This is a genomic window from Pseudomonas sp. FEN (assembly GCF_904067045.1).
Taxonomy (GTDB): Bacteria; Pseudomonadota; Gammaproteobacteria; order Pseudomonadales; family Pseudomonadaceae; genus Aquipseudomonas.
The window spans coordinates 1-16,581 of the sequence record NZ_CAJFDC010000009.1; the positions used below are offsets into that span (position 1 = coordinate 1).

10 protein-coding genes and 10 pseudogenes are annotated in these 16,581 nt (G+C 63.2%); 10 read left to right on the forward strand and 10 right to left on the reverse strand.

The window, feature by feature from the left end; genetic code table 11:
- From PFEN_RS08620 to PFEN_RS08640, 5 genes and pseudogenes are all read left to right on the forward strand, one after another.
- A pseudogene (locus PFEN_RS08620) lies at positions 1 to 570 on the forward strand (amidase family protein); the annotation flags it as partial.
- A gap of 10 nt (positions 571 to 580) precedes the next feature.
- A complete protein-coding gene (gatB, locus tag PFEN_RS08625) occupies positions 581 to 2,026 on the forward strand; it encodes an Asp-tRNA(Asn)/Glu-tRNA(Gln) amidotransferase subunit GatB (protein WP_191485696.1) in 1,446 nt (481 codons plus the stop codon).
- Positions 2,027 to 2,211: 185 nt separating this feature from the next.
- Positions 2,212 to 2,583, forward strand: coding sequence for a septal ring lytic transglycosylase RlpA family protein (locus PFEN_RS08630; RefSeq protein ID WP_191485697.1), 372 nt, complete (start codon positions 2,212 to 2,214; stop codon positions 2,581 to 2,583).
- 25 nt (positions 2,584 to 2,608) lie between these two features.
- On the forward strand, positions 2,609 to 3,682 hold the full coding sequence (locus tag PFEN_RS08635) for a calcium/sodium antiporter (protein WP_412071377.1): 1,074 nt from the start codon (positions 2,609 to 2,611) through the stop codon (positions 3,680 to 3,682).
- A gap of 11 nt (positions 3,683 to 3,693) precedes the next feature.
- Positions 3,694 to 4,074 (forward strand): carboxymuconolactone decarboxylase family protein, encoded by a 381-nt coding sequence (locus tag PFEN_RS08640; protein ID WP_040064245.1) that lies wholly within the window; start codon positions 3,694 to 3,696, stop codon positions 4,072 to 4,074.
- Positions 4,075 to 4,274: 200 nt separating this feature from the next.
- Here the strand turns inward: PFEN_RS08640 and PFEN_RS08645 are convergent.
- From PFEN_RS08645 to PFEN_RS08655, 3 genes and pseudogenes are all read right to left on the reverse strand, one after another.
- Positions 4,275 to 5,215: pseudogene (locus tag PFEN_RS08645) on the reverse strand (AEC family transporter).
- 79 nt (positions 5,216 to 5,294) lie between these two features.
- Positions 5,295 to 5,768: a WbuC family cupin fold metalloprotein gene (locus tag PFEN_RS08650; RefSeq protein WP_191485699.1), complete on the reverse strand. Its 474-nt coding sequence runs from the start codon at positions 5,766 to 5,768 to the stop codon at positions 5,295 to 5,297.
- 3 nt (positions 5,769 to 5,771) lie between these two features.
- Positions 5,772 to 6,329, reverse strand: a complete 558-nt coding sequence (locus tag PFEN_RS08655; protein ID WP_191485700.1) for a hypoxanthine-guanine phosphoribosyltransferase — start codon at positions 6,327 to 6,329, stop codon at positions 5,772 to 5,774.
- A gap of 173 nt (positions 6,330 to 6,502) precedes the next feature.
- On the opposite strand from PFEN_RS08655, the pseudogene upp (PFEN_RS08660) reads away from it, so the two are divergent.
- A pseudogene (upp, locus tag PFEN_RS08660) lies at positions 6,503 to 7,142 on the forward strand (uracil phosphoribosyltransferase).
- Position 7,143: 1 nt separating this feature from the next.
- Positions 7,144 to 8,066 (forward strand): annotated as a pseudogene (locus PFEN_RS08665) (uracil-xanthine permease family protein); the annotation flags it as partial.
- Positions 8,067 to 8,213: 147 nt separating this feature from the next.
- On the opposite strand, the pseudogene PFEN_RS08675 reads toward PFEN_RS08665, so the two are convergent.
- Together PFEN_RS08675 and upp (PFEN_RS08680) are read right to left on the reverse strand one after the other, a co-directional pair.
- Positions 8,214 to 9,208 (reverse strand): annotated as a pseudogene (locus tag PFEN_RS08675) (uracil-xanthine permease family protein); the annotation flags it as partial.
- Position 9,209: 1 nt separating this feature from the next.
- Positions 9,210 to 9,847 (reverse strand): annotated as a pseudogene (gene upp, locus PFEN_RS08680) (uracil phosphoribosyltransferase).
- A gap of 173 nt (positions 9,848 to 10,020) precedes the next feature.
- Here upp (PFEN_RS08680) and PFEN_RS08685 point away from each other — a divergent pair.
- The 3 genes and pseudogenes from PFEN_RS08685 to PFEN_RS08695 all read left to right on the forward strand — a co-directional run bounded on the left by PFEN_RS08685 (position 10,021) and on the right by PFEN_RS08695 (position 12,078).
- Positions 10,021 to 10,580 (forward strand): annotated as a pseudogene (locus PFEN_RS08685) (hypoxanthine-guanine phosphoribosyltransferase).
- A 3-nt stretch (positions 10,581 to 10,583) separates the two neighbouring features.
- Positions 10,584 to 11,057: a WbuC family cupin fold metalloprotein gene (locus PFEN_RS08690; protein WP_191485699.1), complete on the forward strand. Its 474-nt coding sequence runs from the start codon at positions 10,584 to 10,586 to the stop codon at positions 11,055 to 11,057.
- A 79-nt stretch (positions 11,058 to 11,136) separates the two neighbouring features.
- Entirely contained in the window at positions 11,137 to 12,078 is a 942-nt protein-coding gene (locus PFEN_RS08695; RefSeq protein WP_191485698.1) for an AEC family transporter, read from the forward strand.
- 172 nt (positions 12,079 to 12,250) lie between these two features.
- Here the strand turns inward: PFEN_RS08695 and PFEN_RS08700 are convergent, their stop codons facing one another.
- The 5 genes and pseudogenes from PFEN_RS08700 to PFEN_RS08720 all read right to left on the reverse strand — a co-directional run.
- Positions 12,251 to 12,658 (reverse strand): carboxymuconolactone decarboxylase family protein, encoded by a 408-nt coding sequence (locus tag PFEN_RS08700; RefSeq protein WP_191486443.1) that lies wholly within the window; start codon positions 12,656 to 12,658, stop codon positions 12,251 to 12,253.
- Positions 12,659 to 12,669: 11 nt separating this feature from the next.
- Positions 12,670 to 13,720 (reverse strand): annotated as a pseudogene (locus PFEN_RS08705) (calcium/sodium antiporter).
- 49 nt (positions 13,721 to 13,769) lie between these two features.
- The gene (locus tag PFEN_RS08710) at positions 13,770 to 14,141 is read right to left on the reverse strand and encodes a septal ring lytic transglycosylase RlpA family protein (protein WP_191485697.1); all 372 of its coding nucleotides are present in this window, start codon (positions 14,139 to 14,141) and stop codon (positions 13,770 to 13,772) included.
- Between the two features lie 185 nt (positions 14,142 to 14,326).
- A pseudogene (gene gatB, locus PFEN_RS08715) lies at positions 14,327 to 15,771 on the reverse strand (Asp-tRNA(Asn)/Glu-tRNA(Gln) amidotransferase subunit GatB).
- Between the two features lie 10 nt (positions 15,772 to 15,781).
- Positions 15,782 to 16,581: pseudogene (locus PFEN_RS08720) on the reverse strand (amidase); the annotation flags it as partial.

Sequence of the window (16,581 nt, forward strand, 5' to 3'; positions counted from 1 at the left end):
TCAGCCTGCCGAACATGCAGCACGCGATTCCCGCGTACTACGTGATCGCCCCGGCGGAAGCCTCGTCGAACCTGTCGCGCTTCGACGGCGTGCGTTTCGGCTATCGCTGCGCAGACCCGAAAGACCTCACCGACCTGTACAAGCGTTCCCGTGGCGAGGGCTTCGGCGCGGAAGTCCAGCGCCGCATCCTGGTCGGTGCCTACGCGCTGTCGGCCGGCTACTACGACGCCTACTACCTGCAGGCGCAGAAAATCCGGCGGCTGATCAAGAACGACTTCATGGCGGCCTTCGCTGAAGTCGATATCATCCTCGGCCGACCACGCCGAACCCGGCCTGGAAAATTGGCGCCAAGAACAGCGACCCGATCGCTGAATACCTGGAAGACTTCATACCATCACCGCCAACCTCGCGGGCCTGCCGGGCCTGTCCATGCCGGCCGGCTTCGTCGACGGCCTGCCGGTGGGCGTGCAACTGCTGGCGCCGTATTTCCAGGAAGGCCGTCTGCTCAACGTTGCGCACCAGTATCAGCTCAACACTGACTGGCACACCCGCACACCTGAAGGCTTCTGAGGAGAAACACATGCAATGGGAAGTCGTGATCGGGCTGGAGATTCATACCCAGCTCGCCACCCAATCGAAGATTTTCTCCGGCAGCGCCACCACCTTCGGTTCCGAGCCGAACACCCAGGCGAGCCTGGTTGACCTGGGCATGCCGGGTACCCTGCCGGTGCTGAACCAGGAAGCGGTGCGCATGGCGGTGAAGTTCGGCCTGGCCATCGACGCCGAGATCGGCCAGCACAACGTGTTCGCGCGCAAGAACTACTTCTACCCGGACCTGCCCAAGGGCTACCAGATCAGCCAGATGGAACTGCCGATCGTCGGCAAGGGCCACCTGGACATCACCCTGGAAGACGGCACCGTCAAGCGTGTCGGCATCACCCGCGCGCACCTGGAAGAAGACGCCGGCAAGAGCCTGCACGAGGACTTCAGCGGCGCCACCGGCATCGACCTGAACCGCGCCGGCACGCCGCTGCTGGAAATCGTTTCCGAACCGGACATGCGCAACGCCAAGGAAGCCGTGGCCTACGTCAAGGCGATCCACGCGCTGGTGCGCTACCTGGGTATCTGCGACGGCAACATGGCCGAAGGTTCGTTGCGTTGCGACTGCAACGTTTCGGTCCGGCCCAAGGGCCAGATCGAGTTCGGCACCCGCTGCGAGATCAAGAACGTCAACTCGTTCCGCTTTATCGAGAAGGCGATCAACACTGAAGTGCGGCGCCAGATCGAGCTGATCGAGGACGGCGGCAAGGTAATCCAGCAGACCCGCCTGTACGACCCGAACAAGGACGAGACCCGCGCCATGCGCAGCAAGGAGGAAGCCAACGATTACCGTTACTTCCCCGACCCGGACCTGTTGCCGGTGGTTATCGAGGATACGTTCCTCGATGATGTCCGCGCGCAACTGCCGGAGCTGCCACCACAGAAACGCGAGCGCTTCCAGGAACAGTTCGGCCTGTCGGTCTACGATGCCAGCGTACTGGCCTCCAGCCGCGAGCAGGCGGACTACTTCGAGAAAGTCGTGAGCATCGGTGGCGACGCCAAGCTGGCGGCCAACTGGGTCATGGTCGAGCTGGGCAGCCTGCTGAACAAGCTGGGCGTGGACATCGACCAGGCGCCGGTCACGGCCGAGCAACTGGGCGGTATGTTGTTGCGGATCAGCGACAACACCATCTCCGGCAAGATCGCCAAGATGGTCTTCGAGGCCATGGCCAATGGTGAAGGCAGCGCCGACGAGGTGATCGAAGCCCGTGGCCTGAAGCAGGTCACGGACAGCGGTGCCATCGAGAAGGTCCTGGACGAAGTGCTCGCGGCCAATGCCGAGCAGGTCGAGCAGTATCGGGCGGCGGATGAAGCCAAGCGCGGCAAGATGTTCGGCTTCTTTGTCGGCCAGGCGATGAAAGCCTCCAAGGGCAAGGCCAACCCGCAACAAGTGAACGAGTTGCTGAAAAGCAAGCTCGAAGGCTGATAGCGACCTGGCTTTCAAGAGCCAAAAGCTTCGCGGGCAAGCTCCGCTCCCACAAGTTCAGCGTCGAACACAACTCTTGTGTTCGACGTGATCCTGTAGGAGCCTGGCTTGTCGGGACGCCGCATCGCAGCGATGAGGCCCTCGCCCTCTAGAAACCTCACAGGCCAACCGTTAGAGGACATCCGATGAAGCGCCTGCTCGCCGCCCTTGCCCTCCTCAGCCTGCTGGCCGGCTGCGCCAGCCACGAAATCGACCCGCGCGGCTACGATGAAACCGGCATGGCTTCGTATTACGGCGCCAAGCACCAAGGCAAACGTACCGCCAGCGGTGAACCCTTCAACCAGCACGCCCTGACCGCCGCCCACCGCCAACTGCCCTTCGGCACCCGGGTGAAAGTCACCAACCTGGCCAACGACAAATCCGTCATAGTGCGGGTCAATGATCGCGGCCCGCACACCCGTGGGCGGCTGATCGATCTTTCACGCGATGCGGCCGCCCAATTGGGCATGTTGCAAAACGGCACCGCCCGCGTCCGCATCCAAAGCCTCGACGACTGACTGCTGGAGCCCCGCCATTTTCGGATTGACCACCCTGCCCTGGCTGAGCCTGCTGCAACTGAGCGGCGGCCTGCTGCTGCTGATTATCGGCGCCGAACTGCTGGTGCGGGCGGCCGTGCGCCTGGCCGCGAGCCTGGGCGTCCGACCGCTGCTTGTCGGCCTGACCGTCGTCGCCTTCGGCAGCAGCGCGCCGCAACTGGCGGTCAGCGTGCAGGCGGCCGTCGCCGAGAATGTCGATATCGCCGTGGGCAGCGTGATCGGCGGTAATATTTTCAATACCCTGGTCACCCTGGGCCTGTCGGCGCTGATCATGCCCTTGCGGGTCTCGCGCCAGCTGATCCGCCTGGACATTCCGCTGATGATCCTCGCCAGCCTCCTGGTGTTCGGCCTGGCATTCAATGAGCAACTGGGCCGCTTCGACGGCCTGCTGATGCTGAGTGCCTTTGCGCTGTACCTCGGCCTGCTGCTGCGGCAATCGCGACATCACAGCCACACCGTGCAGCCTCTGGCCGTCGCGCGCCAACCCGCGCCCTGGTTGAGCAGCCTGGCGTGGATGGGCCTGGGCTTGGCATTGCTGGGGATAGCCGGGCACCTGCTGCTGGACGCCGCCGTGGACGTGGCCACCGAACTGGGCCTGTCCGAGCGCATCATCGGCCTGACCGTGGTGGCGGTCGGTACTTCGTTGCCACAACTGGCCACCTCACTGATCGCGGCCGTGTGCGGCCAGCGGGATATTGCCGTGGGCAATGTGATCGGTGGAAACCTGTTCAACTTGCTGGGCGTACTCGGTTTCACCGCGCTGATCGCCCCCGCGCCCCTGTCGGTATCGCCCAATGCCCTGGCCTTCGACCTGCCGGTGATGCTCGGCGTTGCGCTGCTGTGCTGGCCGGTGTTCTATTCCGGCTACCGCATCACCCGTGCCGAGGGCCTGTTGTTTCTCGGCTTGTACCTGGCCTACGGCCTGCACGTGGTGTGGTTTACCACCGGCATGCCGATGGCGGAAAAGCTGGAACGCCTGATGCTGTTTTTCATCCTGCCGGCGCTCTGTGCGTTCCTGCTGTTCAGTACGCGAAGAGCCTGGCGTCGCCAACACTCATAGGAGCTGCTGCAATGACCGATCAGAAGAAACCTGGTGTCGAGATGCGTCGTCAGGTCATGGGCGATGCGTTCGTCGACCGTGCCCTGGGCAATGCCACCGAATTCAGCCAGCCGTTGCAGGACTTCGTCAACGAACATGCCTGGGGCAGTGTCTGGAACCGTGAAGGGCTGCCGCTGAAGACCCGCAGCCTGATTACCCTGGCGGCGCTGACCGCGCTCAAGTGTCCACAGGAACTCAAGGGCCACGTTCGCGGCGCCTTGAACAATGGCTGCACGGTGGAAGAAATTCGCGAGGCGCTGCTGCATTGCGCGGTGTATGCCGGCGTGCCGGCGGCCATCGACGCATTCCGCGCGGCCCAGGAAGTGATCGACGCCTACCAGAAGGCCGACTGACAACCGGTTACTGGCGGCGCCCGTATGAACGGTATACAGCTCGCGGGGCTCTTCGCGGGCAAGCCCTGCTCCTACAATTTTGTGTCGATCAGCGGTTTTGTGGACGACTCGGAACTGTAGGAGCTGGGCTTGCCCGCGAAGACGTCAGCTCAAGCGATGCAAGACTCAAGGATCACAGCGTCCCTTGCAGGCGCCAAACGTCAGATCCAGCCGCCCCACTGCAGCACAAAGATCCCGATATTGGTGGTGATCGCCGCCAGCAACGTGGTGATCACGATAATCGCCGCCGCCAGTTCGTGATTGCCATTGGCCGCCCGGGCCATGACGAAGCTGGCCGCGGCCGTCGGACTGCCGAAGTAGAGAAACAGAATCCCCAGTTCCGCCCCGCGAAAACCGCAGAGCCAGGCCCCCAGCGTCGACAGCAGGGGCATGCCGACCATTTTCACCAGGCTCGCACTCAGGGCCAGGTCGCCGCTTTTGCGCAACGCCGCCAGGGACAAGGTGCCGCCGATGCAAATCAGCGCCAGCGGCAGGGTCATCTGCGCCAGATAATTCCCCGAGGTCTCCAGCCAACCAGGCAAGCCGATCTTGAAATAGGCAAAGGGCGCCGCCGCGATCACGCTGATGATCAGCGGATTACTCAGCACACTCTTGAAGATGCTCCAGGGATCGGACTTGATCACCGGCTGTAGACCGCCAGGACAATGGTCGACAGGGTATTGTAGAACAGGATCACCAAGGCCGCGAGAATCGCCCCGAGGGAGATCCCGTAGGCACCGTACATGCTGGCCGCCAGGGCCAGGCCGATCACGCCGTTATTGCCGCGAAAGGCGCCCTGGGTGTAGATCCCACGATCGACCTTGGGACAGCGCCAGATCGCCCAACCCCAGGCCCCGGCAAAACCTGCCAGGGTCGCCACCGAAAAGTATGCCAGCACCTTGGGCTGCAACGCCGCATGCAGGTCGGCATGCAGGATGCCGAGAAACAGCAACGCCGGCATGGTGACATTGAACACCAGGGCCGAAGCCGTGTGGATAAAGCTGTCGTTGATCCAGCCCACGCGCTTGAGCGCCACGCCCAGGAACAACATGGCGAAGACGGGTGCGGTGATGGTCAATATACCGAGAAAGATGGCCAGCATGCCCTGGGAACCCGTTGCCTGTCGTTAGGTGGCTAATGATACGGCAAACTCGCCCTTCCGCCCGTCGCCGAGTCAGAACTCAATCGAACTGCGCGCGCATCCATGCCTGGTATGCGGCCACCTCGGCGTCACCTTCGCGTGGCGCCCAGTCGGCCAATTCGCCGTCACTCACCGGACGATAAGGGCCGGCCTTGCATTCGAACATCACGCTGTCGGCCTCCAGGATCACCAGGCCGTGGAACACCCCGGCCGGCAGGTCGACACCCGGACAGTCGCCGCCCGCCTGCAGCACACGCCTGGCCAGGACCTGACCCGCCTCGTCGAATACCAGCAGGCCCAGGCGGCCCTTGAGCACCAGCAAGGTTTCCGCCTTGTCGGCACTCAGGTGCCGGTGCGGGGCAATATAGGTGTCGGGCTGCAGTCCGATCGCCATGCGATGGCACGGCTCGTCCATCTGGTGAAAGTTGTGATGAACCCGGCCACGGGGGCTCGCCGCGGCCTTCTCGGCCAATTCGGCGAACAAAGTTGCATCGAGAAAGCTGGGAGCGCGCATGCCTTACATCCCCTTGACGGCGTAGATGCCGGCGGCGTTGCGCCAGTAACCCTTGTAATCCATGCCGTAGCCGAAGATGTAGCGATCGATGCACGGCAGGCCGACGTAGTCCGCCTTGAGATCCGGGCGCGCCTTGCGGTCGTGGTGCTTGTCGATCAGCACGGCGGTGTGCACCCGGCGCGCCCCGGCGTGTTTGCAGAAATCGATGATCGCGCCCAGGGTATGCCCTTCGTCGAGGATGTCGTCGATGATCAGCACATCACGGTCGATGAACGAGACTTCCGGCTTGGCTTTCCAGAACAGTTCGCCGCCGCTGGTTTCATTACGGTAGCGGGTGGCGTGCAGGTACGAGGCTTCCAGCGGGAAGTCCAGGTGGGTCATCAGCTTGCCGCAGAAGATCAGGCCGCCGTTCATCACGCAGAACACCACCGGGTTGGACTCGGCCAGCTCGGCGTTGATCTGCGCGCCGACACGGGCGATGGCCGCTTCGACCTGGTCGTTGGTGTACAGGCAGTCGGCTTCGCGCATCACTTGACGGATATGTTCGAGATCAGCGGACATGGCGCTCTCCAATAGGGGCTGGTGTAAAGGGGCTGCGAGAAAAGCGGGCAAAGGTACGCACCCCGCGCGGACAGATCAAGGGTTTCTGGACTAACGTACTGCTGGTCTATAGGACATCAACTGCGGATAGATTAATCTAAGCCGTTTTTTGCCCGCCGCCGGAGCCTATTCCCATGCCCATCCGTGAGATCCGCCACCCGCTGATCCGCCACAAGCTCGGCCTGATGCGCCGCGCTGACATTAGCACGAAGAACTTCCGTGAGCTCGCCCAGGAAGTCGGCGCCTTGCTGACCTACGAGGCGACCAAGGACCTGCCCCTGGAAACCTACGATATCCAGGGCTGGTGCGGCACCGTCCAGGTCGAGAAGATCGCCGGCAAGAAGATTACCGTGGTGCCGATCCTGCGCGCCGGTATCGGCATGCTCGAAGGCGTGCTCAGCCTGATCCCGGGCGCCAAGGTCAGCGCGGTGGGCGTGGCCCGCAACGAGGAAACCCTGGAAGCCCACACCTACCTGGAAAAGCTGGTACCGGAAATCGACGAGCGCCTGGCGATGATCATCGACCCGATGCTCGCCACCGGTGGTTCGATGGTCGCCACCATCGACCTGTTGAAGAAAGCTGGCTGCAAGGACATCCGGGCGATGGTCCTGGTGGCGGCGCCGGAAGGTATCACCGCGGTCGAGAAAGCGCACCCGGACGTGACCATCTACACCGCTTCCATCGATGAGAAACTCAACGAGAACGGCTATATCATTCCGGGCCTGGGCCGATGCCGGCGACAAGATCTTCGGTACCAAGCAGAAGGACGCCTGACATGCGGGATGAGTTCAACGACCCGTTGTGGCGCACCGTGCTGTCTGGCGCGCAGATGCTTTTCGTAGCCTTTGGCGCCCTGGTGTTGATGCCGCTGATTACCGGCCTCGACCCGAACGTCGCGCTGTTCACGGCGGGCCTGGGGACTCTGTTGTTCCAGCTTGTCACCGGACGCCAGGTGCCGGTGTTCCTGGCCTCGAGCTTTGCCTTTATCACCCCGATCATCCTCGCCAAGGGCCAATTCGGCCTGGCGGCGACCATGGGTGGGGTGATGGCGGCCGGTTTCGTCTACACCTTCCTGGGCCTGGCGGTGAAGATCAAGGGCACCGGTTTCATCGACCGGCTGCTGCCACCGGTGGTGATCGGCCCGGTGATCATCTCCATCGGCCTGGCCATGGCGCCGATCGCCGCGAACATGGCGATGGGCAAGGCCGGTGACGGCAGCGAACTGATCCATTACCAGACCGCCATGCTGATCTCGATGCCGGCCCTGCTGACCACCCTGATCGTGGCGGTGTTCGGCAAGGGTATTTTCCGCCTGGTGCCGATCATCTCCGGGGTCCTGGTGGGGTTTTGCCATGTCGTTCTATTTCGGCGTGGTCGACACGGCGAAAAATCGCCGCCGCGCCCTGGTTCGCCCTGCCGCACTTCACCGCGCCGGAGTTCAACTGGCAGGCGATCCTGTTCATTGTCCCGGTGGCACTGGCCCCGGCCATCGAGCACATCGGCGGAGTGATTGCGGTGGGCAGCGTGACCGGGCCGCGATTACCTGAAGAAACCCGGCCTGCACCGTACCTTGCTCGGTGACGGTATCGCCACCACGGCGGCCGGCCTGTTCGGCGGCCCCCCCAACACCACCTACGCCGAAGTGACGGGCGCGGTGATGCTGACCAAGAACTACAACCCGAAATCATGACCTGGGCGCGATCTTCGCCACAGTGGCCTTTATCGGCAGTTCGGTGGTTGTTGCAGGCCCGGTGCGGGGGGTGGGATCCCGCCTGCGCGGCGATCGGGGGGGGGGGCCGACGAGGGCGAGGGGCAGGTGTGGTGGGACCCGGCGCCGGGGTGGGGCACCGGTACCGGAATGCTCTGCAACAACGCACCGAACTTGCCGATAAAGGCCAGGCTGATGGCGAAGATCGCCGCCCAGGTCATGATTTTTCGGGTTGTAGTCTTGGTCAGCATCACCGGCGCCCGTCACTTCGGCGTAGGTGGTGTTGGGGGGGGCCGCCGAACAGGCCGGCCGCCGTGGTGGCGATACCGTCACCGAGCAAGGTACGGTGCAGGCCGGGTTTCTTCAGGTAATCGCGCCCGGTCACGCTGCCCACCGCAATCACTCCGCCGATGTGCTCGATGGCCGGGGCCAGTGCCACCGGGACAATGAACAGGATCGCCTGCCAGTTGAACTCCGGCGCGGTGAAGTGCGGCAGGGCGAACCAGGGCGCGGCGGCGATTTTCGCCGTGTCGACCACGCCGAAATAGAACGACATGGCAAACCCCACCAGGACCCCGGAGATGATCGGCACCAGGCGGAAAATACCCTTGCCGAACACCGCCACGATCAGGGTGGTCAGCAGGGCCGGCATCGAGATCAGCATGGCGGTCTGGTAATGGATCAGTTCGCTGCCGTCACCGGCCTTGCCCATCGCCATGTTCGCGGCGATCGGCGCCATGGCCAGGCCGATGGAGATGATCACCGGGCCGATCACCACCGGTGGCAGCAGCCGGTCGATGAAACCGGTGCCCTTGATCTTCACCGCCAGGCCCAGGAAGGTGTAGACGAAACCGGCCGCCATCACCCCACCCATGGTCGCCGCCAGGCCGAATTGGCCCTTGGCGAGGATGATCGGGGTGATAAAGGCAAAGCTCGAGGCCAGGAACACCGGCACCTGGCGTCCGGTGACAAGCTGGAACAACAGAGTCCCCAGGCCCGCCGTGAACAGCGCGACGTTCGGGTCGAGGCCGGTAATCAGCGGCATCAACACCAGGGCGCCAAAGGCTACGAAAAGCATCTGCGCGCCAGACAGCACGGTGCGCCACAACGGGTCGTTGAACTCATCCCGCATGTCAGGCGTCCTTCTGCTTGGTACCGAAGATCTTGTCGCCGCATCGCCCAGGCCCGGAATGATATAGCCGTTCTCGTTGAGTTTCTCATCGATGGAAGCGGTGTAGATGGTCACGTCCGGGTGCGCTTTCTCGACCGCGGTGATACCTTCCGGCGCCGCCACCAGGACCATCGCCCGGATGTCCTTGCAGCCAGCTTTCTTCAACAGGTCGATGGTGGCGACCATCGAACCACCGGTGGCGAGCATCGGTCGATGATCATCGCCAGGCGCTCGTCGATTTCCCGGTACCAGCTTTTCCAGGTAGGTGTGGGCTTCCAGGGTTTCCTCGTTGCGGGCCACGCCCACCGCGCTGACCTTGGCGCCCGGGATCAGGCTGAGCACGCCTTCGAGCATGCCGATACCGGCGCGCAGGATCGGCACCACGGTAATCTTCTTGCCGGCGATCTTCTCGACCTGGACGGTGCCGCACCAGCCCTGGATATCGTAGGTTTCCAGGGGCAGGTCCTTGGTCGCCTCGTAGGTCAGCAAGGCGCCGACTTCCTGGGCGAGCTCACGGAAGTTCTTCGTGCTAATGTCAGCGCGGCGCATCAGGCCGAGCTTGTGGCGGATCAGCGGGTGGCGGATCTCACGGATGGGCATGGGAATAGGCTCCGGCGGCGGGCAAAAAACGGCTTAGATTAATCTATCCGCAGTTGATGTCCTATAGACCAGCAGTACGTTAGTCCAGAAACCCTTGATCTGTCCGCGCGGGGTGCGTACCTTTGCCCGCTTTTCTCGCAGCCCCTTTACACCAGCCCCTATTGGAGAGCGCCATGTCCGCTGATCTCGAACATATCCGTCAAGTGATGCGCGAAGCCGACTGCCTGTACACCAACGACCAGGTCGAAGCGGCCATCGCCCGTGTCGGCGCGCAGATCAACGCCGAGCTGGCCGAGTCCAACCCGGTGGTGTTCTGCGTGATGAACGGCGGCCTGATCTTCTGCGGCAAGCTGATGACCCACCTGGACTTCCCGCTGGAAGCCTCGTACCTGCACGCCACCCGCTACCGTAATGAAACCAGCGGGCGGCGAACTGTTCTGGAAAGCCAAGCCGGAAGTCTCGTTCATCGACCGTGATGTGCTGATCATCGACGACATCCTCGACGAAGGGCATACCCTGGGCGCGATCATCGATTTCTGCAAACACGCCGGGGCGCGCCGGGTGCACACCGCCGTGCTGATCGACAAGCACCACGACCGCAAGGCGCGCCCGGATCTCAAGGCGGACTACGTCGGCCTGCCGTGCATCGATCGCTACATCTTTCGGCTACGGCATGGATTACAAGGGTTACTGGCGCAACGCCGCCGGCATCTACGCCGTCAAGGGGATGTAAGGCATGCGCGCTCCCAGCTTTCTCGATGCAACTTTGTTCGCCGAATTGGCCGAGAAGGCCGCGGCGAGCCCCCGTGGCCGGGTTCATCACAACTTTCACCAGATGGACGAGCCGTGCCATCGCATGGCGATCGGACTGCAGCCCGACACCTATATTGCCCCGCACCGGCACCTGAGTGCCGACAAGGCGGAAACCTTGCTGGTGCTCAAGGGCCGCCTGGGCCTGCTGGTATTCGACGAGGCGGGTCAGGTCCTGGCCAGGCGTGTGCTGCAGGCGGGCGGCGACTGTCCGGGTGTCGACCTGCCGGCCGGGGTGTTCCACGGCCTGGTGATCCTGGAGGCCGACAGCGTGATGTTCGAATGCAAGGCCGGCCCTTATCGTCCGGTGAGTGACGGCGAATTGGCCGACTGGGCGCCACGCGAAGGTGACGCCGAGGTGGCCGCATACCAGGCATGGATGCGCGCGCAGTTCGATTGAGTTCTGACTCGGCGACGGGCGGAAGGGCGAGTTTGCCGTATCATTAGCCACCTAACGACAGGCAACGGGTTCCCAGGGCATGCTGGCCATCTTTCTCGGTATATTGACCATCACCGCACCCGTCTTCGCCATGTTGTTCCTGGGCGTGGCGCTCAAGCGCGTGGGCTGGATCAACGACAGCTTTATCCACACGGCTTCGGCCCTGGTGTTCAATGTCACCATGCCGGCGTTGCTGTTTCTCGGCATCCTGCATGCCGACCTGCATGCGGCGTTGCAGCCCAAGGTGCTGGCATACTTTTCGGTGGCGACCCTGGCAGGTTTTGCCGGGGCCTGGGGTTGGGCGATCTGGCGCTGTCCCAAGGTCGATCGTGGGATCTACACCCAGGGCGCCTTTCGCGGCAATAACGGCGTGATCGGCCTGGCCCTGGCGGCCAGCATGTACGGTGCCTACGGGATCTCCCTCGGGGCGATTCTCGCGGCCTTGGTGATCCTGTTCTACAATACCCTGTCGACCATTGTCCTGGCGGTCTACAGCCCGGTGATCAAGTCCGATCCCTGGAGCATCTTCAAGAGTGTGCTGAGTAATCCGCTGATCATCAGCGTGATCGCGGCGGCGCCCTTTGCCTATTTCAAGATCGGCTTGCCTGGTTGGCTGGAGACCTCGGGGAATTATCTGGCGCAGATGACCCTGCCGCTGGCGCTGATTTGCATCGGCGGCACCTTGTCCCTGGCGGCGTTGCGCAAAAGCGGCGACCTGGCCCTGAGTGCGAGCCTGGTGAAAATGGTCGGCATGCCCCTGCTGTCGACGCTGGGGGCCTGGCTCTGCGGTTTTCGCGGGGCGGAACTGGGGATTCTGTTTCTCTACTTCGGCAGTCCGACGGCCGCGGCCAGCTTCGTCATGGCCCGGGCGGCCAATGGCAATCACGAACTGGCGGCGGCGATTATCGTGATCACCACGTTGCTGGCGGCGATCACCACCAATATCGGGATCTTTGTGCTGCAGTGGGGCGGCTGGATCTGACGTTTGGCGCCTGCAAGGGACGCTGTGATCCTTGAGTCTTGCATCGCTTGAGCTGACGTCTTCGCGGGCAAGCCCAGCTCCTACAGTTCCGAGTCGTCCACAAAACCGCTGATCGACACAAAATTGTAGGAGCAGGGCTTGCCCGCGAAGAGCCCCGCGAGCTGTATACCGTTCATACGGGCGCCGCCAGTAACCGGTTGTCAGTCGCCTTCTGGTAGGCGTCGATCACTTCCTGGGCCGCGCGGAATGCGTCGATGGCCGCCGGCACGCCGGCATACACCGCGCAATGCAGCAGCGCCTCGCGAATTTCTTCCACCGTGCAGCCATTGTTCAAGGCGCCGCGAACGTGGCCCTTGAGTTCCTGTGGACACTTGAGCGCGGTCAGCGCCGCCAGGGTAATCAGGCTGCGGGTCTTCAGCGGCAGCCCTTCACGGTTCCAGACACTGCCCCAGGCATGTTCGTTGACGAAGTCCTGCAACGGCTGGCTGAATTCGGTGGCATTGCCCAGGGCACGGTCGACGAACGCATCGCCCATGACCTGACGACGCATCTCGACACCAGGTTTCTTCTGATCGGTCATTGCAGCAGCTCCTATGAGTGTTGGCGACGCCAGGCTCTTCGCGTACTGAACAGCAGGAACGCACAGAGCGCCGGCAGGATGAAAAACAGCATCAGGCGTTCCAGCTTTTCCGCCATCGGCATGCCGGTGGTAAACCACACCACGTTGCAGGCCGTAGGCCAGGTACAAGCCGAGAAACAACAGGCCCTCGGCACGGGTGATGCGGTAGCCGGAATAGAACACCGGCCAGCACAGCAGCGCAACGCCGAGCATCACCGGCAGGTCGAAGGCCAGGGCATTGGGCGATACCGACAGGGGCGCGGGGGCGATCAGCGCGGTGAAACCGAGTACGCCCAGCAAGTTGAACAGGTTTCCACCGATCACATTGCCCACGGCAATATCCCGCTGGCCGCACACGGCCGCGATCAGTGAGGTGGCCAGTTGTGGCAACGAAGTACCGACCGCCACCACGGTCAGGCCGATGATGCGCTCGGACAGGCCCAGTTCGGTGGCCACGTCCACGGCGGCGTCCAGCAGCAGGTGCCCGGCTATCCCCAGCAATGCCAAGCCCAGGCCCATCCACGCCAGGCTGCTCAACCAGGGCGCGGGTTGGCGCGCGACGGCCAGAGGCTGCACGGTGTGGCTGTGATGTCGCGATTGCCGCAGCAGCAGGCCGAGGTACAGCGCAAAGGCACTCAGCATCAGCAGGCCGTCGAAGCGGCCCAGTTGCTCATTGAATGCCAGGCCGAACACCAGGAGGCTGGCGAGGATCATCAGCGGAATGTCCAGGCGGATCAGCTGGCGCGAGACCCGCAAGGGCATGATCAGCGCCGACAGGCCCAGGGTGACCAGGGTATTGAAAATATTACCGCCGATCACGCTGCCCACGGCGATATCGACATTCTCGGCGACGGCCGCCTGCACGCTGACCGCCAGTTGCGGCGCGCTGCTGCCGAAGGCGACGACGGTCAGGCCGACAAGCAGCGGTCGGACGCCCAGGCTCGCGGCCAGGCGCACGGCCGCCCGCACCAGCAGTTCGGCGCCGATAATCAGCAGCAGCAGGCCGCCGCTCAGTTGCAGCAGGCTCAGCCAGGGCAGGGTGGTCAATCCGAAAATGGCGGGGCTCCAGCAGTCAGTCGTCGAGGCTTTGGATGCGGACGCGGGCGGTGCCGTTTTGCAACATGCCCAATTGGGCGGCCGCATCGCGTGAAAGATCGATCAGCCGCCCACGGGTGTGCGGGCCGCGATCATTGACCCGCACTATGACGGATTTGTCGTTGGCCAGGTTGGTGACTTTCACCCGGGTGCCGAAGGGCAGTTGGCGGTGGGCGGCGGTCAGGGCGTGCTGGTTGAAGGGTTCACCGCTGGCGGTACGTTTGCCTTGGTGCTTGGCGCCGTAATACGAAGCCATGCCGGTTTCATCGTAGCCGCGCGGGTCGATTTCGTGGCTGGCGCAGCCGGCCAGCAGGCTGAGGAGGGCAAGGGCGGCGAGCAGGCGCTTCATCGGATGTCCTCTAACGGTTGGCCTGTGAGGTTTCTAGAGGGCGAGGGCCTCATCGCTGCGATGCGGCGTCCCGACAAGCCAGGCTCCTACAGGATCACGTCGAACACAAGAGTTGTGTTCGACGCTGAACTTGTGGGAGCGGAGCTTGCCCGCGAAGCTTTTGGCTCTTGAAAGCCAGGTCGCTATCAGCCTTCGAGCTTGCTTTTCAGCAACTCGTTCACTTGTTGCGGGTTGGCCTTGCCCTTGGAGGCTTTCATCGCCTGGCCGACAAAGAAGCCGAACATCTTGCCGCGCTTGGCTTCATCCGCCGCCCGATACTGCTCGACCTGCTCGGCATTGGCCGCGAGCACTTCGTCCAGGACCTTCTCGATGGCACCGCTGTCCGTGACCTGCTTCAGGCCACGGGCTTCGATCACCTCGTCGGCGCTGCCTTCACCATTGGCCATGGCCTCGAAGACCATCTTGGCGATCTTGCGGAGATGGTGTTGTCGCTGATCCGCAACAACATACCGCCCAGTTGCTCGGCCGTGACCGGCGCCTGGTCGATGTCCACGCCCAGCTTGTTCAGCAGGCTGCCCAGCTCGACCATGACCCAGTTGGCCGCCAGCTTGGCGTCGCCACCGATGCTCACGACTTTCTCGAAGTAGTCCGCCTGCTCGCGGCTGGAGGCCAGTACGCTGGCATCGTAGACCGACAGGCCGAACTGTTCCTGGAAGCGCTCGCGTTTCTGTGGTGGCAGCTCCGGCAGTTGCGCGCGGACATCATCGAGGAACGTATCCTCGATAACCACCGGCAACAGGTCCGGGTCGGGGAAGTAACGGTAATCGTTGGCTTCCTCCTTGCTGCGCATGGCGCGGGTCTCGTCCTTGTTCGGGTCGTACAGGCGGGTCTGCTGGATTACCTTGCCGCCGTCCTCGATCAGCTCGATCTGGCGCCGCACTTCAGTGTTGATCGCCTTCTCGATAAAGCGGAACGAGTTGACGTTCTTGATCTCGCAGCGGGTGCCGAACTCGATCTGGCCCTTGGGCCGGACCGAAACGTTGCAGTCGCAACGCAACGAACCTTCGGCCATGTTGCCGTCGCAGATACCCAGGTAGCGCACCAGCGCGTGGATCGCCTTGACGTAGGCCACGGCTTCCTTGGCGTTGCGCATGTCCGGTTCGGAAACGATTTCCAGCAGCGGCGTGCCGGCGCGGTTCAGGTCGATGCCGGTGGCGCCGCTGAAGTCCTCGTGCAGGCTCTTGCCGGCGTCTTCTTCCAGGTGCGCGCGGGTGATGCCGACACGCTTGACGGTGCCGTCTTCCAGGGTGATGTCCAGGTGGCCCTTGCCGACGATCGGCAGTTCCATCTGGCTGATCTGGTAGCCCTTGGGCAGGTCCGGGTAGAAGTAGTTCTTGCGCGCGAACACGTTGTGCTGGCCGATCTCGGCGTCGATGGCCAGGCCGAACTTCACCGCCATGCGCACCGCTTCCTGGTTCAGCACCGGCAGGGTACCCGGCATGCCCAGGTCAACCAGGCTCGCCTGGGTGTTCGGCTCGGAACCGAAGGTGGTGGCGCTGCCGGAGAAAATCTTCGATTGGGTGGCGAGCTGGGTATGAATCTCCAGCCCGATCACGACTTCCCATTGCATGTGTTTCTCCTCAGAAGCCTTCAGGTGTGCGGGTGTGCCAGTCAGTGTTGAGCTGATACTGGTGCGCAACGTTGAGCAGACGGCCTTCCTGGAAATACGGCGCCAGCAGTTGCACGCCCACCGGCAGGCCGTCGACGAAGCCGGCCGGCAATGGACAGGCCCGGCAGGCCCGCGAGGTTGGCGGTGATGGTATAGAAGTCTTCCAGGTATTCAGCGATCGGGTCGCTGTTCTTGGCGCCAATTTTCCAGGCCGGGTTCGGCCGTGGTCGGGCCGAGGATGATATCGACTTCAGCGAAGGCCGCCATGAAGTCGTTCTTGATCAGCCGCCGGATTTTCTGCGCCTGCAGGTAGTAGGCGTCGTAGTAGCCGGCCGACAGCGCGTAGGCACCGACCAGGATGCGGCGCTGGACTTCCGCGCCGAAGCCCTCGCCACGGGAACGCTTGTACAGGTCGGTGAGGTCTTTCGGGTCTGCGCAGCGATAGCCGAAACGCACGCCGTCGAAGCGCGACAGGTTCGACGAGGCTTCCGCCGGGGCGATCACGTAGTACGCGGGAATCGCGTGCTGCATGTTCGGCAGGCTGATTTCCTTGATGGTCGCGCCCAGTTTTCTCAAGCTCCTTGATGCTCGCCTGGATCCGTTCGGCGATGCGCGGGTCGAGGCCGGCGCTGAAGTATTCCTTGGGCACGCCGATGCGCAGGCCCTGGATCGAGGCGTTCAGGCCGGCGGAGTAATCCGGTACCGGCTCGTCGATGCTGGTGGAGTCCTGCGGGTCGAAGCCGGCCATGCCTTGCAGCAGCAGGGCGCAGT